18 protein-coding genes are annotated in these 22,160 nt (G+C 72.0%); 14 read left to right on the top strand and 4 right to left on the bottom strand.

Translation table 11 applies throughout. From position 1 onward, the window contains the following. Positions 1 to 27: 27 nt before the first annotated feature. Both MXD60_RS19970 and MXD60_RS19965 read left to right on the top strand, forming a co-directional pair. Positions 28 to 666 carry a hypothetical protein gene (locus MXD60_RS19970; RefSeq protein WP_248820850.1) on the top strand — a complete coding sequence of 213 codons (639 nt, stop codon included), beginning with the start codon at positions 28 to 30 and terminating at the stop codon, positions 664 to 666. Next, positions 663 to 1,025, top strand: coding sequence for a fascin domain-containing protein (locus MXD60_RS19965; protein WP_248820849.1), 363 nt, complete (start codon positions 663 to 665; stop codon positions 1,023 to 1,025). Before MXD60_RS19970 ends, MXD60_RS19965 begins: the two co-directional genes overlap by 4 nt. Before the next feature lie 679 nt (positions 1,026 to 1,704). On the opposite strand, the gene MXD60_RS19960 is transcribed toward MXD60_RS19965, so the two are convergent. Next, complete coding sequence (locus tag MXD60_RS19960; RefSeq protein WP_248820848.1) at positions 1,705 to 3,141, bottom strand: M20/M25/M40 family metallo-hydrolase; 1,437 nt, start codon at positions 3,139 to 3,141, stop codon at positions 1,705 to 1,707. 182 nt (positions 3,142 to 3,323) lie between these two features. Between MXD60_RS19960 and MXD60_RS19955 the strand changes: the two genes are divergently transcribed. After that, positions 3,324 to 5,408 carry a protein kinase domain-containing protein gene (locus MXD60_RS19955; protein ID WP_248820847.1) on the top strand — a complete coding sequence of 695 codons (2,085 nt, stop codon included), beginning with the start codon at positions 3,324 to 3,326 and terminating at the stop codon, positions 5,406 to 5,408. Between the two features lie 14 nt (positions 5,409 to 5,422). Here the strand turns inward: MXD60_RS19955 and MXD60_RS19950 are convergent, their stop codons facing one another. Further along, positions 5,423 to 6,136 carry a hypothetical protein gene (locus MXD60_RS19950; protein WP_248820846.1) on the bottom strand — a complete coding sequence of 238 codons (714 nt, stop codon included), beginning with the start codon at positions 6,134 to 6,136 and terminating at the stop codon, positions 5,423 to 5,425. A gap of 467 nt (positions 6,137 to 6,603) precedes the next feature. Between MXD60_RS19950 and MXD60_RS19945 the strand changes: the two genes are divergently transcribed. From MXD60_RS19945 to MXD60_RS19910, 8 genes are all read left to right on the top strand, one after another. After that, positions 6,604 to 7,617 (top strand): COG4705 family protein, encoded by a 1,014-nt coding sequence (locus tag MXD60_RS19945; protein WP_248820845.1) that lies wholly within the window; start codon positions 6,604 to 6,606, stop codon positions 7,615 to 7,617. 7 nt (positions 7,618 to 7,624) lie between these two features. Next, a complete protein-coding gene (locus MXD60_RS19940) occupies positions 7,625 to 8,344 on the top strand; it encodes a DedA family protein (RefSeq protein WP_248820844.1) in 720 nt (239 codons plus the stop codon). Positions 8,345 to 8,549: 205 nt separating this feature from the next. Beyond that, positions 8,550 to 9,386 carry an undecaprenyl-diphosphate phosphatase gene (locus MXD60_RS19935; protein WP_248820843.1) on the top strand — a complete coding sequence of 279 codons (837 nt, stop codon included), beginning with the start codon at positions 8,550 to 8,552 and terminating at the stop codon, positions 9,384 to 9,386. Between the two features lie 743 nt (positions 9,387 to 10,129). Continuing rightward, positions 10,130 to 11,431, top strand: a complete 1,302-nt coding sequence (pdhA, locus tag MXD60_RS19930; RefSeq protein ID WP_248820842.1) for a pyruvate dehydrogenase (acetyl-transferring) E1 component subunit alpha — start codon at positions 10,130 to 10,132, stop codon at positions 11,429 to 11,431. Then, positions 11,428 to 12,438, top strand: a complete 1,011-nt coding sequence (locus MXD60_RS19925; protein ID WP_248820841.1) for an alpha-ketoacid dehydrogenase subunit beta — start codon at positions 11,428 to 11,430, stop codon at positions 12,436 to 12,438. Before pdhA ends, MXD60_RS19925 begins: the two co-directional genes overlap by 4 nt. Before the next feature lie 4 nt (positions 12,439 to 12,442). Continuing rightward, entirely contained in the window at positions 12,443 to 13,906 is a 1,464-nt protein-coding gene (locus MXD60_RS19920; RefSeq protein WP_248820840.1) for a dihydrolipoamide acetyltransferase family protein, read from the top strand. A gap of 158 nt (positions 13,907 to 14,064) precedes the next feature. Next, positions 14,065 to 15,000 (top strand): prephenate dehydratase, encoded by a 936-nt coding sequence (gene pheA / locus MXD60_RS19915; protein ID WP_248820839.1) that lies wholly within the window; start codon positions 14,065 to 14,067, stop codon positions 14,998 to 15,000. Positions 15,001 to 15,415: 415 nt separating this feature from the next. Continuing rightward, complete coding sequence (locus tag MXD60_RS19910; protein ID WP_248820838.1) at positions 15,416 to 16,390, top strand: ParA family protein; 975 nt, start codon at positions 15,416 to 15,418, stop codon at positions 16,388 to 16,390. A 48-nt stretch (positions 16,391 to 16,438) separates the two neighbouring features. Here the strand turns inward: MXD60_RS19910 and MXD60_RS19905 are convergent, their stop codons facing one another. Then, the gene (locus MXD60_RS19905; RefSeq protein WP_248820837.1) at positions 16,439 to 17,734 is read right to left on the bottom strand and encodes an effector-associated domain EAD1-containing protein; all 1,296 of its coding nucleotides are present in this window, start codon (positions 17,732 to 17,734) and stop codon (positions 16,439 to 16,441) included. A gap of 1,349 nt (positions 17,735 to 19,083) precedes the next feature. Here MXD60_RS19905 and MXD60_RS19900 point away from each other — a divergent pair. The 3 genes from MXD60_RS19900 to MXD60_RS19890 all read left to right on the top strand — a co-directional run bounded on the left by MXD60_RS19900 (position 19,084) and on the right by MXD60_RS19890 (position 21,542). Next, positions 19,084 to 20,466, top strand: a complete 1,383-nt coding sequence (locus MXD60_RS19900) for an FAD-dependent oxidoreductase (RefSeq protein ID WP_248820836.1) — start codon at positions 19,084 to 19,086, stop codon at positions 20,464 to 20,466. A gap of 159 nt (positions 20,467 to 20,625) precedes the next feature. Further along, complete coding sequence (locus MXD60_RS19895; protein WP_248820835.1) at positions 20,626 to 20,853, top strand: LysM peptidoglycan-binding domain-containing protein; 228 nt, start codon at positions 20,626 to 20,628, stop codon at positions 20,851 to 20,853. 26 nt (positions 20,854 to 20,879) lie between these two features. Beyond that, entirely contained in the window at positions 20,880 to 21,542 is a 663-nt protein-coding gene (locus MXD60_RS19890) for an Rv3235 family protein (protein WP_248820834.1), read from the top strand. A gap of 72 nt (positions 21,543 to 21,614) precedes the next feature. On the opposite strand, the gene MXD60_RS19885 is transcribed toward MXD60_RS19890, so the two are convergent. Beyond that, on the bottom strand, positions 21,615 to 22,160 hold a 546-nt coding region (locus MXD60_RS19885; protein WP_248820833.1), incomplete at its 5' end, for an SEC-C metal-binding domain-containing protein.

The following is a 22,160-nucleotide window of genomic DNA, read 5'->3' as shown; positions in this document are numbered from 1 at the left end:
GCCAGACCTCACCCACGGGAGATCCCGATGGACATCGTTCTTCATCCGATCACCGGCGCGCCGCCGCCGCACCTGCGCGCCTGGGTCGACGCTGTGCTCGCCACCGTCCAGGGCGAGGCCGGCGTGCTGGTCAGCCACGCGCTGGGAATGCCGAGCCGGCAGAGCGGCGTGCCCGGATACCTGCTGACCGCGTGGGCCGATCCGGCGGACGCGGACCGCGCGGCCGCCGCGCCACCGGTCGAGGTCGGCGACGGGGTGCGCGTCGGACCCGGCCGCCGTTACCCCGTGACGGCGAGCGGTCGGGGGTCCGCGGCGACCGGCCCGGCCCGTTTCCTCCAGGTGGCGATCTTCGACGGACCACGCGGCGCGGACTGGGTGGCGGCGTTCGCCGCCAGCGGCGCGCGGCGGGTCTGGCCGGTGATGCGCGCCGTCCCCGGCGTCGTGGCCGGCGCGACGGCGGTGGCCGAGGACGGCGCGGCGCTCGCGCTCGTGCTGGCCGAGAGCGTGGACGCGCTGGAGGAGACGCTGCGCCGGACGATGGCCACGCCCCTGCTGCCCGGCGAGGACCCGGCCCTGCTCACCGGCCCGGACCGGGTCGAGATCCACCGCCTGGCGCACGCCGGACAGCCCGAGGCGCTGCTGGCCGGGCAGGAGGTCCAGGCATGAGCACCGGGTTCGGCCACGAGCGCGTCGACGCCGGCGAGCGCCACCTCGACCTCTCGAAGGTCGACGTGGCGGACCTGACACGGGAGGCCCAGCAGGCATTCGACGGCGGGTTCCACTCCGACCCGCCGTTGTGGACCGTGACGCTCGACGACCGCCAGACGCGCGGGCTGGAGGCGGCCCTCGCGGCCGCCACGCCGTACACCGCCACGATCCCGGCGCCGTTCGGCGGCGGACGGCAGTGCCAGGCCGACCGGGGTGCCGTCGGCGACCGGGAGAAGTTCCGCCTGGAACATCTCGGCGGCGGCCGGGTGGCGCTGCGCACGGCGGCCCTCGGCAGATACGTCAGCGTCCAGCCCTGACCGCGTCGCCGCCAGCAGCCGTGGTCCTTCTGTACGGCCTTAACGCCCGTTCTATCCGTACAGAAGGACCACGACGTCCCCCAGGCATCGAGCCGACCGGCACCGGATGTACATCAGCCGACAACGATGCCCGTCGAGATGCGGGCCGCTGCAACTTCGGAGGCCCCTGATCCGTCACCAGAACCGAGCTAGTCCGTTCGAGACCGGTCACCCGCTGCGCGTCAGGCCGTAGGCACGGGCGGCGAACCCTGGCCTGGGCCAGGCCCGACAGCTACTCGCTCGGCTCGTAGCGGGTACGTCACCCGGCCAAAGAGCAGGGCATCGGCCTGAGCGAGGTTCTCGACCGCGTGCCGATGCAGCTCCTCGTCCGCCGGAATGGCACGGTGATCGCAGCACCCGGCCAGGGTGACGTTGATGGAGTACCGAAGGCATCGCATCGCGCGAGGGTACCGCCGCCGCGGCAGACCGCCGACGGTCCGCCTCACCGCCGATCTGTGTGCGGAGGGGATGGCCAGGGCCCGTGCATGGGAAGCCGCCGACCTGTCTGTTCCACAGGGTTCGGCGTCCGTTTCGTCCCAGCGGAAGGGACAGGAAGTCGTTCTCCCGTGCAGTGCGGTGGGGGCCGGAATCGGATCGGACGCGTGCCGGGGAGGGCGGCGTCGGTGGTGCGGGCGGGGGCCTATCGGGGTTGGGCGGCAAGGCCCCCGAAGTAGTGGGTGAACATGCGGATGCCGCCGGCGGCCTGGGTCCAGTCGAAGTGTTCGTTGGGGGCGTGGTAGCCGTGGCTGGGCAGGCTCAGGCCGAGCAGGGTGACGGGGGCCTTGAGGTACTGGTCCATCGTGAGGACGGCGCCGATCGAGCCGCCCTCGCGGACGAACGCCGGGCGGCGGCCGAAGGCGAAGTCGACGGCGTTGGCCGCGAGCTCGGCGTGCGGGCCGGTGCGGGGGCCGAGGTACGGCGGTAGCCCGGCTTCCATCTCGACGCGGGCGTCGGGGTGGCGGGTGGTGATGAAGTCGCGGACCAGCGCGAAGACCTCCGCCGGCTGCTGGTGCGGGACGATCCGGGCGCTGAGCTTCACCGTGGCGCGCGGCGGGACGACGGTCTTCACGCCGGGGCCGGTGTAGCCGCCGGTGAAGCCGTGCACCTCGAACGTCGGCTCGGCCATGATGCGGCGCACGACCTCGCGGGCGTCAGTGACGCGCAGCGCGGTCAGGCCGTGCGCGGCCATGAAGACGTCGACGTCGAAGCCGGACGCGACGAAGTCGTCGAGCTCGTCGGCGGAGACCGGCGCGACGGCGTCGGCGAACCCGGGGACCAGCACCTTCCCGGTGGCCGGATCGACGCATTCGGCGACTATCCCGGCGAGTTCGGTCAGCGGGTTGCGGGCGGGGCCGCCGGTGAGGCCGGAGTGCGTGTCCGCGGTACCGGTCTCGATCGTGACCTCGAAGGTGACCAGGCCGCGCAGGCCGTAGTCGATCGCCGGGCGGTCCGCGGCGATCCAGATCGTGTCGGAGACCAGCACCGAGTCGGTTGCCAGCCGCGGCAGTTCGGCGCGGACGAACGCCTCGAAGTTCGGGCTGCCGATCTCCTCCTCCAGCTCCCAGAGGAACCGGATGTTCAGCGGCAGCTCGCGGGCCGCCGCGTACTGGGCGGCCTGCAGCGCGGTCAGCGCCGGGCCCTTGTCGTCGGTGCTGCCGCGCCCGACGTAGCGGTCGCCGTCGACGGTGAGCTGGAACGGCTCGGTGACCCATTCGGCCGGGTCCGCGGGCTGCACGTCGAGGTGGTTGTAGATCGTCACGGTCGGCCGCGACGGCCCGGCGAGGTACTCGCCGACGACCACCGGGTTGCCGGCGGTCGGCACGATCCGCGCGGACAGGCCCGCCTCGCGCAGCTGGCCGGCGGCGAGCTCGGCGGTGCGGACGATGTCGGGGGCGTGCGCCGGGTCGGCGCTGACGCCGGCGGCCCCGACGAGCTCGCGCAGCCGCCGTTCGAACTCCGGGCGGCTCGCGGCGACATAGTCGTCCAGACCAGCGAGAAGGGCGTCCGGACCGGCGGCGGCGACGTTACGGTCACCGGGAGCGTGGCTGCCGCCGCGGGCAGGGATGTCGTCAGGCACGGAGAGATCGTACGGATGACGACGCGCACGCGGTCCTCAGCTCGCCGTCTTCGCATTTCGGGTGATGTGACAGACTTGTGCCCAACGCGATGGATCTGGCGCTCTCCGGATACGCGCGTCCGGGGCCGAGCTGGTCCGTTCTCGGGACGGACATGGGTGCATCGCGGGAGGACGGGCAGCCGGTGGACACGCCCCTCATCCCGGGTCCGCGTGTCGCGGACACCCCGCCGATCGTCGCGCGGCACAGTCGTAAGGACTACGCCCTGGAGCCGAAGCCCATCGCGGTGGGCGGGCAGGCGAAGGTCACCGGGGCGCGGCATAAAGCGACCGGGCGACGGGTCGCCATCAAGCAGTTGCGGCACCGCGATGCCGCGGCGTTGTCCCGCATGCGCCGCGAGATCGAAGCCGGCCGACGTTTCGGCGAACATCCCCACGTCATGCCAGTTCTCGACTGGGACGACACCTGGCTCGTCATGCCCGTCGCCAATGCCACGGCGGAGGGCCGCGCGGCCGCGCTGACCGACTCGGACGAGCTGCGCTCGTTGGTGACCGCCATCTGCGAGGCACTGCGGGAGCCACACCGACTCGGCTGGATCCACCGTGATCTGAATCCTCGCAACATTCTCGAGCTCGACGGCCACTGGGTGGTGGCGGACTGGGGACTCGGACGCCGGCCTCGGGGCCGCAGCAGCGCACCTCGCCACACCAGGACAGGCACCTCCTTCGGCACGGAGGGATTCGCGGCGCCCGAGATGCGCGACGACGCGCACGACGTCGGGCCGCAGGCTGACATCTACAGCATCGGCCGTATTGCCGCCTGGGCGCTGACGGGCAGCTGGCCACCGCGCAACGAGAGGATGCTGCCGCCGGACGGGCCCTGGCGGACCATCGTGTGGGAGGCGACCCACCCGTCGCCGGACCGGCGACCGGCCACCGTCGACGAGCTTCTCCTGCTGATCGCCGCCGAGCTGGACGCCGCGACCGCCAACCTGGTCGAGCGGGGACGTGACCTCCTTTCCACCGCCCTGGCCGGCGACGACGCCGCTCCCGGGCAGCTGCTCGAACTCATCGCTTACGGCGGTGATGAGCACACGGCGCTGACAAGCATGATCACACGTCTGACCGGCGCCCCGCTGCGTCAGGCGATCCGCACTGAGCCGCAGGCCGCGGCCGAGGCCGTGGCGGCGCTGCGGACATCGCGAGCCTTGGACGCGACGGCCGCCTCGAACGACGAGGTGATCGGCTGGCTGTTGGAGGTGGCCGACCACGCCGAGGGCCTCGAACGATGGGACCTCCTTGACCGGGCCGTTGACAGCCTTGCGGACAGCATCAGCGCCGGGACCGCGCCGCCCGTCAGGCAGGCGGTCACCGCCTGGTTCGCCAGTCGCGAGCTGCACAGCGCGTGGACAGTCGCGGCCGCGTTGCGGCGGCGGCCCGCGGCCGCGGCGCTGTTCGCCGGTCTCGCCCAGATGCCCACCACCGACCCGCGGATCCGCCGGGCGCTGGCCCCGCCCCCGTCCACCATCACCCGCGATGCCCGCGAGAACGCCGGCACCACCGCGAACGCGAACGCCAACGCGGGTTCCGAGGAAACCGCCCCGGCCGTCGAGGCCGCGAACTCCGCCGAGCTTCTGGACGCCGGCGCCAGCCTGGACCGACGCCGGGTATGGCTTCCGCGTCGCGTGACACGATGGCAGATCGCCGCTGGGGTCACTGTTGCTGTCCTGTTCAGCGCCGTCATCGCTGTCTGGGGAGGGCCATGGCGCAACGGCGCCCCCTCCCCCACCGACGCCATCCCGACCTCCTCGGCCACGGCCACCATCACCGGCCTGCCAACGACGCCGAGCCCGCTCGCCGACCTACCGGACCTCCGACGATTCGTCGCCGGCTGGGACACCTACCCAGGCTGGCAGGCCTGCCGGACCGGCATCCGGGACACGATGCTGACCGGCAGCTTCCCGGCCTCCCCGCGGGTTCCGATCACGCCCACGACCAGCCTCTACTGCACCAACGGCGGCAGCCTGACCGTCATGTTCGCCAGCTTCAGAAGGTACGAGGAGGTCGCGCCACGGTACTTCGACGCGCCCGCGCCAGGCAGCAGTCCGGCGGCATCCGAGGTGCCTCCAGCCGGTGCGCACCTCTTCGCGTGGAGTTCCACCGAACGCGCGCTGGTCTGGGCATCGCCCACCGACGGGCTGATCGGCGTACTGATGACCACCAGCGCCGAGACGGATCTCGTCAGGGTCTGGAACGAGTACAAGTCCTGACTCCGGCCTGCTCCTCAGGAGAGCGGATAGGAAAGTCGAACCCAGCCGCACCATTGTCGAGTTGTTTTCCCGGACTTCTTTTCGGCAAGTAACAGTACCCACCTTGTCGACTCCCCGGGCTCCAGGTACGGGCTGGCATCCACCCAGTTGACGAGAAGACGACTGAAACGCGTCGTCGCGGTGACGGCAGGCGATCTGTCGTCCTGCGAGGTCCGCAGCACCGTGGCGCCCTGCGGCCGCACCGGGTGGATCAGGTACCGCGGATCGCAGGTCTCGATCGGTCCGTAGGTAGGCTCGATCCGCACCGGCCATCCATCCCGGACCGCGGCGACATACGTGACGGGCAGCGACCCACCGGTGGCGCAGTCATCACCTCGGATTGCGACAAACGCGCGAACGCGGAAACCCGTCGGTTCGGCGGCGACGGATTCAATGGGCTTGTCACAACGGCTGGTGACAGCGATCGGGCGGCGGACCTGCAGGGGCCGTCCGTCCTGCCAGAGCCACACGGACCAGGAGTCGGCGACCAGCTGCTCGCCCACGCTGTGCAGGCCGGCCGCCGCGTCCTCGTCGCCATCGCCGTCGACATCGGCGTAGACGACCGGACCTGTCATGGTCGAGGTGATCCGCCCCTCCACAACGTCGGCCAACCGTTCGCCCCGGCCATTCGTGAGGCGGATGGTCGCCGAGGTCGCGTCGTCGAACCATTCGAGGTTGCCGAGATTCACCGCGCGGATCGCCCGGTTGATCACAGCTGGTCGGGCCGGGCTCGTAGCTGCCGGTGGGGGTGCCGCCGCCTTCCCCGAGCACCCGATCACCGCGGTGACCAGGGCAAGGGAGAAAAAGGTACGGAAGACTCTTTTCGCTGCACCACCTGCCGGTATCAGTGTCATCCCTCCAACGAATCCTGGCATCTCTCACGTAGCGTGACAGCCCGGAAATTCTCACACACCGGCGCCAACCGGACACCAGTGGGGCGACCCGACGAGTTGCCGGCGGGCTGGACCCTCCGCGCGGCCACGCCCCCTTCGCACCGAAGATCAACAGCGGCATGAGGAGACGTACGGACGCTCCTGCGCACACGGTCCTCACATCGCCTCCGTGATGGTGTGCGTCGTGCAGGCCCATGTCCGGGTTGACCCGGCCGGCGGCCGGCTGGCGTCCCTCCTACCCCCACCACCGGAAAGAGCACCCGATGCCACTGTCCCCGTCCCACCGGGCTCGTCGCCGGGAACCCCTCGCGGCCAAGGTCCCGGAGATCACGGCGCTGTTCTGGACCATCAAGATCCTCTCGACCGGGATGGGGGAGGCCACGGCGGACTTCCTCGCCGGGGTGAACCTGGTCCTCGCCGCGGCGGTCGGCGTCGTCGGGTTCGCCGTCGCCATGGCGCTGCAGCTACGCGCCCCGCGCTACCGGGCGTCGGTCTACTGGTTCGCGGTGGTCATGCTCGCCGTGTTCGGCACGATGGCCGCCGACGGGCCGCCGATCGGCCATGTCGGCTCCGCGGTGTTCTACGCGATCGTGCTCGCCGTGGTCCTGTGGCGGTGGCACCGTGTCGAGGGGACGCTGTCGATCCACTCGATCGTCACCCGCCGCCGGGAGACCTACTACTGGCTGACGGTGCTGGCCACCTTCGCCCTCGGCACCGCCCTCGGTGACGTCACGGCCAGCACCCTGCATCTCGGGTTCCTGCCGTCGGGCCTGATGTTCGCGGCGATCATCGTCGTGCCGGTGATCGCCCGGCGCTGGTTCGGCCTCGGCGAGGTGGCCGCGTTCTGGGCCGCCTACGTCGTCACCCGCCCGCTGGGCGCGTCGTTCGCCGACTGGCTCGGCAAGCCTGCGCACCGCCACGGCGTCGGCCTCGGCGACGGCGTGGTGAGCGCGGTCGCGACGGTCCTCATCATCGGCCTCGTCGCCTACGCCGCCCACTCCCGCCGCGACGTGCAGCGCCCCACGGTCACCGAACCGGCGACCGCCGCCCGCATCCCCCTGCCCACCCGGAGCGACACAGGCTGGCGCGACGCGCGGCGCGTCGCCCCCGGCGGAAACGAGTTCGGCGGGAACGAGACCGGCTGGAACAGGCCGGGCTGGACCGACGACGGCTGGACCGACGACGGGTTCGCCGACGCCGAGCGGACCGGTCCCCTGCGGGTTCGCCCCCTCGACGTCGATCCTGGCGGCCCGGGCCGTCACGGCCAGCAGGGCTGAGGCCGGCATGCCCGACATTCTCGCGCTCAATGTTCTCGACCCGTCGTCGATCGCCTCGTCGGTCGGCCTGCTCGGCCTCATGGTGGTGGTCTTCGCCGAGACCGGGCTGTTCGTCGGCTTCTTCCTGCCCGGCGACTCCCTGTTGTTCCTCGCGGGTGCGCTGTGCGCGGCCGGGTCGGCGTCGTCGGGGCCGCACCTGCACCTCGGTGCCGTTCTGCCGGGGGTCGTGCTCGCCGCCATCGCCGGGGCCCAGACCGGCTATCTGATCGGCCGGCGGGCCGGGCCGCGGCTGTTCGACCGTCCTGACTCGCGGTTGTTCCGGCGGGAGTACGTCGAGCGGGCCCGTGAGGTACTGGACCGGTACGGCTTCGGGCGCGCCGTCGTGCTGGCCCGGTTCGTGCCGGTCGTGCGGACGTTCATGAACCCGCTGGCCGGCGTCGTCGGGATACCCGCGCGGCTGTTCACCGCGTACAACATGCTCGGCGGGGTGCTGTGGGCGGCCGGGGTGACCCTGCTCGGTTACGCGCTCGGCCAGACGATCCCGATCGAGCGGTACATGATCCCCATCTCGCTGGCGATCGTGGCACTGTCCGCCATCCCGGTGGTACGCGAGTACCGCGGCCACCGGCGCGGCGGCCACCGCCGCGGCGACGCTCCGCCGCCGGTGGTGGTGACCGAAGCCGCCCCGGGGACCCCGACCAGCGGTGTCCGGATGCCCCCACCATGATCGGCCGGACACCGGCCAGGGCCGCGGGCGTCGTCGACCCTCACATCGGGCGCACACGCACGGTGTTCTACTGTGCGGTTCTGACCAGACCTCAGCCGGCTTGAGCGGGGGCGGGACGCCGGCGCGGCGGCCCGTGCCCGCCTGCCGCCGGCCTCCGACCGCGCGGGCCTGCCGCCGCGCCTGGACCACTTAGGGTAATGATCGCGTGAGTGTCATCAGCGTTGGCCAGGCCGTTCTCCTCGGCGTCGTGGAGGGGCTGACCGAGTTCCTGCCGGTCTCCTCGACCGGCCACCTGAAGATCACCGAGGGACTGCTGAACATCCCCGTCGACGACAAGGCGGTCGTCGGTTTCACCGCCGTCATCCAGGTCGGCGCGATCGCCGCCGTGCTGGTGTACTTCTTCACCGACATCAGACGCCTTGTCACCGCCTGGTTCCGCGGCCTGGCCCACGCCGAGGCGCGGCAGAACCGGGACTACACCTTCACCTGGTGGGTGATCTACGCGACCATTCCGGTGGTGCTGGTCGGTGTCGCGACGAAGCCGCTGATCGACGGGCCGCTGGCGTCGTTGTGGGTGGTGGCCGCGTCACTCGTCGCCGGCAGTGCCTTCATGTGGTTCGCCGACCGGTACGGCCAGCACAAGCGCGGCGAGGACGACATCACCCGCACCGACGCGCTGGTGGTCGGCGCGTCGCAGATCCTCGCCCTGTTGTTCCCCGGGTTCTCCCGGTCCGGAGCAACGATCTCCACGAGCCTCATCCGCGACCTGGACCGGGTCGCCGCGACCCGGCTGTCGTTCTTCCTGTCCATTCCCGCCCTGACCGGCGCCGGGCTTTACGAACTCAAGGACGCCGTCGGTGGCGGGGTGTCCGTGCTGCCGGTGGTCGTCGGCACCGTCGTCTCCTTCGTCGTCGCCTACGCGTCGATCGCCTGGCTGCTGAAGTTCGTCGCCCGGCACACCTTCGACGCCTTCGTCTGCTACCGCATCGTCGTCGCCGTGGCCCTCGCCGGCATGCTCGCCGCCGGCGTCCTCGACGCCTGACCCTGGCGGCAGCACTCCTGACGTCCTGATCCCGCGGCGCGACCGGCGCGCCGCCAGAACCCCCGGACCCGCGTGGCGCCCAGCCTGGACGCCACGACGGCGGCCGGGGGTTCGCCTTTTCTCGGGCCGCGCCACCCGGCCCGCCGGGCATCATCGCGGGGATGCGCCGGCCGGGAAACCGACGTCCGTCGAGACGTGGACGGTGGATCCGCGAATTCGCACACGGACGGTTTTGAATCCCACGTTCCGGGGCTGCCGCATTCGCGGTCATTCCGCACGGCCGGGCACACGGCGACGTGGCGGCGCCGGCGGAGTTGCCGCCGACCTGCGTTCTTCCTTTGGTCGTTCTTATCGGTGGCCGCCGGGGCGCCGCGGCGTAACGGCGCGGCCGACGACACCCGGACGGCACCCCTTGGTGCCATTTCTACAAAACGTCGAAGGCGCCGGCGTTTACAAACACCACTATCGCTGTCAGTTCGGCGTGAGAATGACCACGGCCCAGCCGGGTGAAGGTCGAGGAGAATCGTTCGGGAGAGGCCGGCCATACCCGGGTTGTGTGGTCTCTTCTGCGGGCCGCCACGACCGGCCGGCGGCGGAAAGGGTGGCTGGAGACGGATCGCGACCATCAACGGCACCCTCGGCCCGCCGCCGAAGTCCCGTCGCGGCCGGCCGCCGCGGATCGCGTCACCCGATCGCGATCTCTTCACGATCCACGATTCCCATCCGAGTCCCGAAGGCGGGCAATGACCCTCGTTGACCACAGCACGTCGCCTGATCTCGTGGGGCCGCCGCACTCCCACGGCCCGCGCCGGGACGCGGCGCCGTTGCTGCCCGACCCCGAGCCGGTCCGCGTCCTGGGCACCGAGGCCGCGGCCGCGTTCGATCCCGAGCTCGCGCGGGACCTCCACCGTCGGCTCGTCCTCGCCCGCCGGTTCAACCAGCAGGCCACGACGCTGACGCGGCAGGGCCGGCTCGCCGTCTACCCGGCGTCGACCGGGCAGGAGGCCTGCCAGGTCGGCGCGGCGATGGTGCTGCGCCCCCAGGACTGGCTGTTCCCGAGCTACCGCGACACCCTCGCCGTCGTCGCCCGCGGGGTCCGGCCGATCGACGCGCTGACGCTGATGCGCGGGCACGCGCACTGCGGCTACGACCCGTACGAGCACCGGATCGCTCCGCTGTCGACGCCGCTGGCCACCCAGGCCGCGCACGCCGTCGGGCTCGCCCACGCCGCCCGTCTGCGGGCCGCCGCGAACCCCGCCGCCGACGAGCAGCTCGTGGCGCTGGCCCTGGTCGGCGACGGCGGCACCAGTGAGGGCGACTTCCACGAGGCGCTGAACTTCGCCGCGGTGCTCCGCGCGCCGGTGGTGTTCCTCGTGCAGAACAACGGGTACGCGATCTCGGTCCCGCTGGCGCGTCAGAGCGCCGCGCCGACGCTCGCGCACAAGGCCGTCGGCTACGGCATGGTCGGCCGGCTCGTCGACGGCAACGACGCGCTCGCCGTGCACCAGGTGCTCTCCGATGCCGTCGAGCACGCCCGGTCGGGCCGCGGGCCCGTGCTGGTCGAGGCGATCACCTACCGGCTCGACGCGCACACCAACGCCGACGACGCGACGCGTTACCGCAGCGCCGGCGAGGTCGAGGCCTGGCGGGCCCGTGACCCGCTCACCCTGCTGGACGCGCACCTGCGGGCGCAGGGCCTGCTGGACGACGCCGGCGCGGCGGAGCTGGCGCGCGCCGCGGAGGAACTCGCCGGGCGGATCCGCGCCGAGTTCGAGGCCGCGCCGGAACCCGACCCGGCCACGCTGTTCACGCACGTCTACGCCGAGCCGACCAGCCAGCTGCGCGCGCAGGCCGCCGAGCTCGCGGCCCGCCTCGCCGACGAGGCGGACGACCCGGGCGACGACCCCTTCCACCTCGACGGCGACGAGTTCGACAGTGACAACCTGACGGCGAACGACCTGACCGCCGACGGGCTGGCCGCCGGTGGTGTCGACGACCGAGGTCCCGATGCCGGCGCCGGCACCACCCGGGGCGGTGCCGCATGAGCCCGACGACGATGGTGGGCGCCCTCAACGCGGCGCTGCGGGACTCGTTGCGCGACGACCCCGATGTGCACGTCCTCGGGGAGGACGTCGGCGCCCTCGGCGGCGTCTTCCGGGTCACCGACGGGCTGGCCGCCGAGTTCGGAGCCGCCCGCTGCCTGGACACGCCGCTGGCCGAGGCCGGCATCCTCGGCACCGCGATCGGGATGGCCATGTACGGGCTGCGCCCGGTCGTCGAGATGCAGTTCGACGCCTTCGCCTACCCGGCGTTCGAGCAGCTCGTCTCGCATGTCGCGAAGATGCGCAACCGCACCGGCGGTCGGGTCGGCCTGCCGATCACGATCCGGGTGCCCTACGGCGGCGGTGTCGGCGGCGTCGAGCACCACAGCGACTCCAGCGAGGCCTACTACGCGCACACGCCCGGGCTGCACGTCGTCACCCCGGCGACGGTCGCGGACGGCTACGGGTTGCTGCGGGCGGCGATCGCCTCGGACGACCCGGTGGTCTTCCTCGAACCGAAGCGGCTCTACTGGTCCGCGGACCCGCCCGGCGGCACCGAGCCGGCCGCGGGTGCGACGTCCGGTGCGCAGGACCAGGTGGCGCCGATCGGCCGGGCGGTCGTGCGGCGGGCGGGGACGTCGGCGACACTGATCACCTACGGGCCGTCGCTGCCGATCTGCCTGGCCGCCGCGCAGGCGGCCCGGGCCGACGGCCTCGATCTGGCCGTGGTGGACCTGCGTTCGCTGGTGCCGTTCGACGACGAGACGGTCTGCGCCGCGGTGCGTGCCACCGGGCGGGCCGTCGTCGTGCACGAGGCGAGCGGGTTCGGCGGGGTCGGCGCGGAGGTCGCCGCCCGCATCGGCGAGCAGTGCTTCCACCATCTCGCCGCTCCGGTGCTGCGGGTCACCGGCTACGACATCCCCTACCCGCCGCCGATGCTCGAGAAGCACCACCTGCCCAGCGTCGACCGTGTCCTCGACGCGGTCGCCCGACTCCAGTGGGAGCAGTAAGCCGGTGGCCGAGGTACGCGAGTTCGCTCTTCCCGATCTTGGCGAGGGCCTGGCCTCCGCCGAGGTGGTCCGCTGGTTCGTCGACGTCGGCGACGTCATCACGATCGACCAGCCGGTCGCCGAGGTGGAGACCGCCAAGGCACTCGTCGAGGTGCCCTGCCCGTATGCCGGGGTGGTGACCTCCCTGGCCGGCCCGGCGGGCACCGCCGTCCCTGTCGGGGCGGCACTGATCACGGTCGCCGTGGGTGACCAGCAGGGCGCCCCGGTGCCGGCGCGCGCCGAGGCGGGCCCGGGCAACATCCTCGTCGGCTACGGCGTGCGCGCCGAACCGCCCCGGCCGCGCCGCCGGCGCCTCGGCGGGGCCGCCATTCCGGCTCCCCGCCCGGAGGCCGCGCCGGCGGCACCGACCCGGCCGGCCGGCGCCCACCCGTCGACCCGCCCGGCCTCCTCGCCGGGTCCCCGGTCCGGCCTCACCGGTGCGCCCGCGGGCCGGGGCGGCGCCGTCGGTGGCGTGCCCACCGGGTCGGGGATGCCGGTCAGCTCCGCCGGGCCCGTACGGCAGGCCGGCGCGGACGGGACCGCCGTCGCGGTCGTCTCGCCGCTGGTCCGCCGGCTCGCCCGCGACCACGGCGTCGACCTGCGGGCGCTGCCCGGCAGCGGCCCGAACGGGTTGATCATGCGCCGGGACGTGGAGGCCGTGATCGACGGCTCCGTCGTCGAGGGTGTCGCGCCCGATCACGTCGGCGGTGGCGGTGGCGACCTCGGCGGGGAGTTCGAACCGTTCGACGCGCCGCGCCGGCGCGCCGCGGAGGTCTTCACCCGCAGCCGCCGGGAGGTGCCCGACGCCACCTGCTGGGTCGACGCGGACGCCACGGCCCTGCTGGCAGCGAAGAACGCGCTCAACGCCGGGGGCGCCGAGCCGCGCATCGGGCTGCTGGCGATCCTCGCCCGGGTGTGCGTCGCCGCGTTGCTGCGCGCGCCCGCGCTGAACTCCTCCGTGGTCACCGACGCCGCGGGACGGGCCGTCGGGGTGCGCCAGCACGACGCCGTCCACCTCGGCTTCGCGGCGCAGACGCCGCGCGGCCTGGCGGTGCCCGTCGTCCGCGACGCCCAGGACCTCACCACCGCCCGGCTCGCCGCCGAGATCACCGACCTGACCGGGACCGCCCGGGCGGGCCGGCTGAGCCCGGCGCAGCTCACCGGCGGGACGTTCACGCTGAACAACTACGGCGTGTTCGGCGTCGACGGCGCCACCCCGATCATCCACCACCCGCAGACGGCGATGCTCGGCGTCGGGCGGATCGTCTCCCGTCCCTGGGTGGTGGACGGCGCGCTGGCGGTGCGCAGTGTCGTGCAGCTGTCGTTCACCTTCGACCACCGGGTCTGTGACGGCGCGACCGCCGGGGAGTTCCTGCGCTTCGTCGCCGACGCCGTGGAGGACCCCACGGCGCTGCTGCGGCATCTGTGACGGCTGTGCCATCTGTGCCGCCCGTGACATCTGTGCCGCCTGTGCCGCCTGTGCCGCCGTGCCGGTGGTGACGTCCATGGCTCCGTGACCCCTGCTCCGTTGATCCCAGCCTCCACGCGGCGCCGGCGGGCGCCGCCCCATTCACCAGGAGGCCAGCTGTGCCCGCCCGGGCCCGTTACACCTACCTCGGCCCCGAGGGGACGTTCACCGAGGTCGCACTGCGGACGCTGCCGGAGGCGGCGGACGCCAGGCTGATCCCGTCACGTACCGTGACGGCGGCGCTGGACGCGGTGCGCAGCGGTGACGCCGCCGGGGCGCTGGTACCGATCGAGAACTCCGTCGAAGGCGCCGTCACCACGACGCTCGACGAACTCGCCACCGGCGAACCGTTGATGATCTACCGCGAGGTGGTGCTGCCGATCAGCTTCGCGCTGCTGGTCCGGCCCGGTACCACGCTCGACGACGTCAAGACGGTCACCGGGCATCCCGTCGCCCAGGCCCAGGTGCGGCGGTGGCTCGCGACGCACCTGCCGCACGCGGAGTGGGAGTCCGCCCCCTCGAACGCCGAGGGCGCCCGGCTGGTGCGCGACGGCCGGTTCGACTGCGCGTTCGCGGGCGCGTTCACCGCGACCCGCTACGGGCTGGAGGCGCTGATCACCGACATCAACGACGTCGCCGGCGCCACCACCCGGTTCGTGCTGCTCGGCCGGCCCGGCCGCATCGGGGCGCCGACCCGGGCGGACAAGACCTCCGCGGTGGCGTGGCTCGCCCACAACCATCCGGGCGCGCTGCTGGAACTGCTGCAGGAGTGGGCCGTGCGGGGGGTGAACCTGATGCGGATCGAGTCCCGGCCGACCGGCGAGGGCCTCGGCCAGTACTGCTTCTCGATCGACGTCGAGGGGCACGCCAGCGACCGCCGCGTCGCCGAGGCGCTGATGGGGCTGTATCGGCTGTGCCCGAAGGTCCGTTTCCTCGGCTCGTACCCGCGGGCCGGGCAGGCCCGGCCGAGCGTGCGCCCGGGACCCTCCGAAGTCCAGTTCGCCGAGTCCGCCGACTGGCTGACCCGCTGCCTCGACGGCGGCGCCCCGGACTGAGCGGGGCCCGCTCGCCTGTTCCGGTACCCCCGACGCCCGGTTCGCGGCGTCGCCTTTCGCACCGCCGGCCTCCCGGCCCGCCCTGACCCGCGCGGGCCGCCCCGGGCCGACGGGCCCCGCACGTGGCCGTGACGCAGGGCCCGAACGGCCCGGCCGGCCGCCCGATCCGGCCATCAGCGGCCCCGTTCGGGCCAGTCACGACGATGCGCCGCCGTGGTCCCACCCGCAGCCGTCACCCGTTCGGGCCAGCCGGTTCCGCACCGCCCTCCCCCATGCCGAACAGGGCGAAGGGCGATATTTCCCCCGGGCCGTAGTCTGCTTGTGAGCCGTGCACAGAGGGGACGCCCGTTCGGCCACAGAGCATTCCCACCATGCCGCGACCAGGCGGACCGCGCACGTCGGGAGGGAGGTTGCGGTGAAAGTCGTGGCGATCGCCAGCTACAAGGGCGGGGTCGGCAAGACCACCCTGACCGCGAACATCGGCACCGCCATCGCCCGGCTCGGCCGACGGGTGCTGCTCGTCGACCTGGACCCGCAGGCGAACCTCACCTTCTCCTTCTACCGGCCGGAGGTCTGGCGCGCGGACCTCGCCGACCAGCGGCGCACCATCAAGGCATGGTTCGAGACCTGGCGGCCCGACACGCTGCCGCCGCCGCTGGCCGGCTACGTGACCACCCCGCCCGACGCGGCGCTGGCCGTGGCCCCCGGCGGCGGCCGCCTGGACCTGCTGGCCTCGCATCTGTCCCTCGGTGACGTCGAGATGGACCTCACCGCCCGTCTCGGCGGGGCGCAGGCCCACCGGTCGACCCGGCACTACTTCGACGTCTACCAGCGGCTGTCGACCGGGCTGGCGTCGTTCGACATGCACGCCTACGACCTGGTCCTCATCGACTGCCCGCCGCACTTCGGGGTGGTCACCCGGGCGGCGATCGCGGCCTGCGACCACGTCCTCGTCCCCGCCCGCCCGGACCTGCTGTCCACGCTCGGCATCGAGCATCTGCTCGGCAAGCTCGGCCGGTTCGTCTGGGAGTACAACCGGGTCGCCGAACTGCAGTCCGGGCTGCATCCGGAGGTCAAGCAGCTCGACCCGCGGGTGCTCGGCGTCGTGCTCATGATGGTCCAGTACTACCGGGGGCGGCCGACGAGCTTCCTGCGCCGCCACATCGACCAGATCGCCGACCTCGGGGTGCCCGTGTTCGCCGCCATGATCCGGTCGAGCAACCGGGCCTTCGCCGGCAGCGCCGACGCCCAGCTGCCCGCGGTGCTCTCCACGGACACCCCGTACGACGTCGTGCGGGAACTGGTGGATCTCGTCGAGGAGTTCCTGCGCCGCATCGGCGCCTCGGGGCTGGGATCCGGTGGCCTCGGCGCCTGGCACGGGGACGTCTGACCTGGGCCCCGGCCCGCCCAGCGTCCGGCGGGCATCGCACGGATGCGGTCATTCCAATCCGGCGACCGATTCACCGCCGCCAGGCAAAAACCGGCAACCGGAAAAACGTGTTTGAAACGCGCTGTTTGCCGGATATAGTAGCGCCGCGGCGGCGAGTAGTTGTTGAGCCCCACCGGGGGCGCGTCCATGCTCGAGCTCCACTGAGACCTCGCGCCAGAACACCTTTGCGTTCGCGCTTGCATGGAAGGATAAAAATTCCTCGGGCCGCAGTCCCGCCGATCGTAGTAGATTCGTAGCAGCCGACGGCGCCTGGAAGGCAGACGCGAGCGCATCGACCTCGAATCCCATCAGCCCGAAACGGTTGGGATTTCCGTCAACTTCGGGTGGATTCGCCAGTAAATTACTGCCGGCAGCCTCGCGTCGCAACCTGATCCGCTCGACGGAAGTCCCCTTCCGAAGAGCCATCGACGCACCCCTCCAGGCGCCCTTCTTAACTAAAATCATACCGATAGGGACAAGAAATGCGGGCGCAAGTATCGGCAGCCCGATTTGCACGACTTTGACAGACCGGTTCGTCTTGCGAGTATCTCCCAGCCTTTCGACCGGAGCGGCAGCCTCTGGCAGCACGACTTTTATCGGTATACTGAAGTTCCAAGTCTTCAACGGAACATCCGTATCAGCCCGGTCGATCTCGACGGAAAGCGTTAGCTCAAAATATCCGGCTTTATTCGCCAGGACCGACCAGACCCAGGTACTGGAATCGTCGAGGCCAATGACGTTCTGAGCCTCCTCCGAATCCAGCCGTACAGCTATCCCTTGACCCATCGGAGAGCTGAGATGAAGACGGAACAGGCCGCCGACTTGGATTTGCCCAGACAAGGCACTCTGCAATTTTGACGCACATGAGATGTCTACCGCCCGACCCTCGCCGCTCGTGCAGGTCACTTTCTCGCCGGCGACCTGTACGGACACCATTTCCGCCGCACCGACATACAGACTGAGATACTCCGGATATCGGACGGATCCGTCGACCAACGCAGCCCTATCGTTTCCGATCTGGTTTTGATACGCCTGCTGAGATGGCGGCGAAATATTTCCGGGAAAGCATCCCATAATGCACACCGAGGCCAGTGGAGTAGCCGCCAAGGCTGCCATCATCAACAAGACACGGCTCGCGCGCACACCGAAGATGCGCCAGCGAGCTGCCCGCGGTTGGCTTTCCGCGGCACCCCAGATCTGCCGGCCCGCGTCACCGCGCGGAGCCAGCTCCTGCGCGGCTTTGATGCGGCGCAGACAGATAGGCAACAACGGACGGCAGCGCCGCCCGCGCATGCGATAGGACAAGTGCGCCGCTCCACGCCACGTCGGAAGATCCACCTATATTGAATAGTAGCAGTCCGTACGGATCGAATCTGGCTGCTGGAGTCGCTGGCCTTCCGACGTGGCGGGTGAGCCAAGACGGATCCGTGAACAGCAATACTGGGCCCGGGGGGGGGCGGGCGAACAGCGATCTGTCGACCTTCCCCGAGCAGGAGGATCTGCGCCGCAACATGCGTGACTTCCAGCGTTAAGATCGTAGTATTCGCCACGAATTTCACCAAGAGCTTCGAATCACTGCAAATCGGACGGCGACCCGGGTGGAATCGTTGGCATGCGCAGCAGTCGGTACCACTGACAACAGGCGACCCCTTCTCGTCCGCTGCGGCACGAACCTTGCTGGTCAGCCCACCTCTCGGCTGGCCGGGACCCTTCGTTTCCCGGGCAGTTTCGCGGGTGCGTGTGTTGATCGGGCCGTCCCCGTTTGGCCCTTCGGGACGGCGTGGGGGTACCGGCTGCGTGCGGGTGGACCCGCATGATCGACGGGTCGATCGACACCTCCCACTCGGCGGGCCCGACGAGTCGTCCTCGGCCACGACACAGCCGACCAGCACCGGGGAGCTCCAACCTTCACCTCCCTGCCGCACGCCTCCCTGCCGCACCGGGCCGCCCCCGCCCCGTGCAGATCACCCGCCCCAGGGCCGATCGGTCCCCAGCCGATCAGCCCGCTCCCACGAGCGGGTGCGCCGCGACATCATCGACGCCACCGGAGAAGCGGAACCCTGACCGAGACGGGGTCACCCTGGCTCTCCAGGCCGGCCGGTTGGGCATATCGGCAACTGGTGATCGACCCGGCGGCCACCGCATCGTCGTCGGCCGGCTCGTGCGCTCGAAGGCCCGGGAAGCGGAGCGCTCGGCCCGCGACGGCGCCGACGTCCCCTACCTGACGTCCCGCGACTCTGCGGTCACCCCAGGAACCTACTGTTCTGGGCACGTGCTGGACTGAGCATCAGCTGGTTACGGTCCGGGGGCCAGGCGCCCGATGCGGTGGCCGGGTGTCGTCGGCCGTCTGCCCGCGTCGGTTCCGTGGTTCGCCGACCGGCGGCCCGCGGAGAAGCGACTGTTCTTGCGTCGCGATCCCGACTTCTCTACGTTGAGGAAGCGCGGTCAGGACGTCCAGGAACGGTCCGGCTCGTGACCGTTGGCCGCGCGTTACGCGAACGCACTGACCGACGCCCGGAGGAGAAGACACGCATTCTGTCCGGGGTTCCCCGCCAACCCGCGGCATGGGCAGCGACGCACATTCCAGGCGGTCTGCGCATCATTCTGTCGTGTCCGTCTGCCGGGCGCGGACAGTGCCACGGAAGGACGGATTCATGCCAGAGGGAACAGTGCCGCTGACCGTTGCCGTCGTCGGCTCCGGCCCGTCCGGCTTCTACGCGGCCAGCTCCCTGCTCGAGCAGACTGCGGTGCCGATCCGGGTGGACATGTACGAGCGGCTCGCCACGCCGTGGGGCCTGGTCCGCTCCGGGGTCGCCCCGGACCACCCCAAGATCAAGACGGTGTCCGGGGTGTATGCGACGATCGCCGCGCACGAGAACTTCCGCTTCTTCGGCAATGTGCACATCGGCCGGGATGTCACCCGGGAGGAGCTGACCGCCCGCTACGACGCGGTGCTCTACGCGGTGGGCGCGCAGAGCGACCGGCGCCTGGGCATTCCCGGTGAGGACCTGCCCGGCAGCGTGTCCGCGGTGGACTTCGTCGGCTGGTACAACGGCCATCCGGACTACGCAGACCTCACGTTCGACTTCAGCGGCGAACGCGCCGTGGTGATCGGCGCCGGCAACGTCGCGCTCGACGTGGCCCGCATCCTCTGCTCACCGCACGAGCGGCTGAGCCGCACCGACATCGCCGACCACGCGCTCGCCGCGCTGAAGGAAAGCTCCACCACCGAGGTGATGGTCGTCGGCCGCCGCGGCGCCGCCCAGGGCGCGTTCACCACGCCCGAGCTGAAGGAACTGCCCGATTTCACCGAGTCCGGCGTGGACGTCGACCCCGCCGAGGTCGCCGACCAGCTCGGCGAGGACGCCCTGTCCCGCCCGGCGAAGCGGAACCTCGCGGTGCTGCGCGGCTACGCGGCCACGCCGACCGCGCAGGGAGCCCGCCACATCACGATGCGTTTCCAGCGCACGCCGGTGGAGATCCGTGGCGACGGGCGGGTCGAGGAGATCGTGTTCGCGCGCAACGCGCTGCGGATCGACGCCGACGGCTGGGTCAGCGCGGTCGACACCGGCGAGCGGGAGACCGTGGCGACGTCGCTGGTGCTGCGGGCGGTCGGCTACCGCGGGGTGGCGATCGAGGGCCTGCCCTTCGACGAGCGCCGCGGCGTGATCCCGAACGACGAGGGCCGGGTCCAAGGAGTGGAGCGCGAGTACGTCGCCGGCTGGATCAAGCGTGGCCCGACCGGCATCATCGGCACGAACAAGAAGTGTGCCGCCGAGTCCGTCGCCCGCCTGTTCGCCGATCTCGAGGCCGGCACGCTGCACCGCCACGAGCGCGGCATCGCCTTCGACCCCGACGGCGAGATCGAGACCTGGCTGCGCGGCCGTCAGCCACACCTGGTCACCGAGCAGGGCTGGCAGCTCATCGATGCCGCCGAGCGGTCCATCGGCAACTCCTCCGGCCGGCCGCGGGTCAAGCTGGTCGCGACCGACGAACTGCTCGACATCGCCCTGGAACGCCAGTCCGCGACGCGCTGACGGCCGGGGGGGGGGGGGGGCCCCCCCCCCCCCCCCCCCCGCGGGGGGGGCCCCCCCACCCCCGCACCGTCCAGCCCCGCGCAATCCAGCCCCGCCGCCCCCGCGGCCACGACCCCGTCGCGGGATCCCGTCGTCCCACCAGCGCATCGCGGCACCGGTGTGCCCGCCGCCGGGGCGACAACCGGTGGCGCCGCCGACGGCGACATCGTCGTCCTGCGCGGAGACAGCCTGTGGACGATCGCCGCCCGGCACCTCGGGGCGAACGCGACGCAGGAGCAGATCTCGGCGGAGTGGCATCGCTGGTGGTCCGCCAACATGGACGTGATCGGCCACGACCCGAACATGATCCTTCCCGGCCAACGCCTCACCCCACCATCCGGGCCCTGACCCCGCCCTCCCCCTCGGAGCCAGCCGTGACCGCCACCTGTACCCAGACCCTGCCGCGCCGATCATCGTCGGCCTCCAGCATGCGGCTGCTCCCCGTTCCCGCAACCGAACCGCCCTTCGACGACGAACGCGGTGCGCAGGCTGCCACGGGCGTCCCTGGCCGGGCGGCGCACAGCCGCCTCGGCCACGGCGCCTCGGGCGGTCGCCACGTCGGCACCGGCGGGCAGCAGGGCTCCTGCCATGGCCCCACCGCGCTGGTGGATCGCACCCCGCGCCGCCTGACCGTGCCGGACCAGCTCCACGCCGACTCCGGACGGCCGGTGCATCCCTCGACCGGTTCCCCGCCAGCCGGCGGTCAGCGGCCGAGGGCCGACGGGCGGCGGATCGCCCCGCCCGGGCAGGCGGCGGTCATCGTCGTCCGCGCGATCGTCGAGGCGCTCGGCGGGATCCGCCCGGTCTCCCACCTCGCCAACTGGACGACACCCCGGCTCCAGAGCGATCTCGAACGCACTGCCGCGCAGTTCGGCCGACGCCGCACACAGGTACGCAGCGTTCGGGTGAGCGAGCCCCGGCCCGGTGTGGCCGAGGTGTCCGCGGTGATCAACCGGGGCACGCGGGTGGCAGCGCTCGCCCTGCGGATGGAGTCGGCCAGTGGCCGCTGGCGGGTGACCACCCTGCAGGTCGGCTGAGCGCCGGCCACGGACCTCTGCCCGCGCGATCGGGTCCGGCCGGCTCCGTCGCCCGGCCGGACCCCACGGTCCCTATTCGGCGTTACGCCGGGCGGGATCACCGTGGCAGCGCTTGTACTTGCGGCCTGAGCCGCACGGGCAGGGCGCATTGCGCGCCGGGCGGTTGTTCGCATCCGTCGCCGAACCACCCAGGGCAGCGTCGCCCACTCCACCGCCCACCGGCCGTCCGGTGGTGGCACCGTTGTCGAGCATGGTGACCGGCCCGGAGCCACCGTCGACCGACGGTGCCGTGTAACGCAGCCCACCGGAAGGCCGCCGCGGCTCCAGTCCCTTGACGAACACCGGCGGCGGGCTGGACGGCGGCGGAATGTCCGGTACCGGCTGCTGTCGGGTGCGCCCCGCGGGGGTGGCCGGCTCGACCTCAGGCGGCGCCACGGGAGTCGGCAGGCTGGCGGCGTCGGCCGGTGCGGCCGGCGCCGCGGGGGGGGGGGGCGCCCCCCCCCCCCGCCCCCCCCCCCCCCGGCCCCGGGGGGGGGGGGGGCGCACGGGTCGGCCGGTGGTCGGGTCGATCGGTGTCGGGCCGGAGTGGCGGTTGGTGGCGTGGGACCGGGCCCCGGC

It is taken from the genome of Frankia sp. AgB32, assembly GCF_023243045.1.
Lineage (GTDB): Bacteria > Actinomycetota > Actinomycetes > Frankiales > Frankiaceae > Frankia.
The sequence above is the reverse complement of the archived record's forward strand: the minus strand, read 5'-3'. Positions and strand labels throughout refer to the sequence as shown.

Bases quoted from the DNA above. Each gene is read 5' to 3' on its own strand.
- MXD60_RS19970 (WP_248820850.1), top strand. From the start codon at position 28: ATGGACATCGTTCTTCATCCGATCACCGGCGCGCCGCCGCCGCACCTG.
- MXD60_RS19965 (WP_248820849.1), top strand. From the start codon at position 663: ATGAGCACCGGGTTCGGCCACGAGCGCGTCGACGCCGGCGAGCGCCAC.
- MXD60_RS19945 (WP_248820845.1), top strand. From the start codon at position 6,604: ATGCCACTGTCCCCGTCCCACCGGGCTCGTCGCCGGGAACCCCTCGCG.
- MXD60_RS19940 (WP_248820844.1), top strand. From the start codon at position 7,625: ATGCCCGACATTCTCGCGCTCAATGTTCTCGACCCGTCGTCGATCGCC.
- pdhA (WP_248820842.1), top strand. From the start codon at position 10,130: ATGACCCTCGTTGACCACAGCACGTCGCCTGATCTCGTGGGGCCGCCG.
- MXD60_RS19925 (WP_248820841.1), top strand. From the start codon at position 11,428: ATGAGCCCGACGACGATGGTGGGCGCCCTCAACGCGGCGCTGCGGGAC.
- MXD60_RS19900 (WP_248820836.1), top strand. From the start codon at position 19,084: ATGCCAGAGGGAACAGTGCCGCTGACCGTTGCCGTCGTCGGCTCCGGC.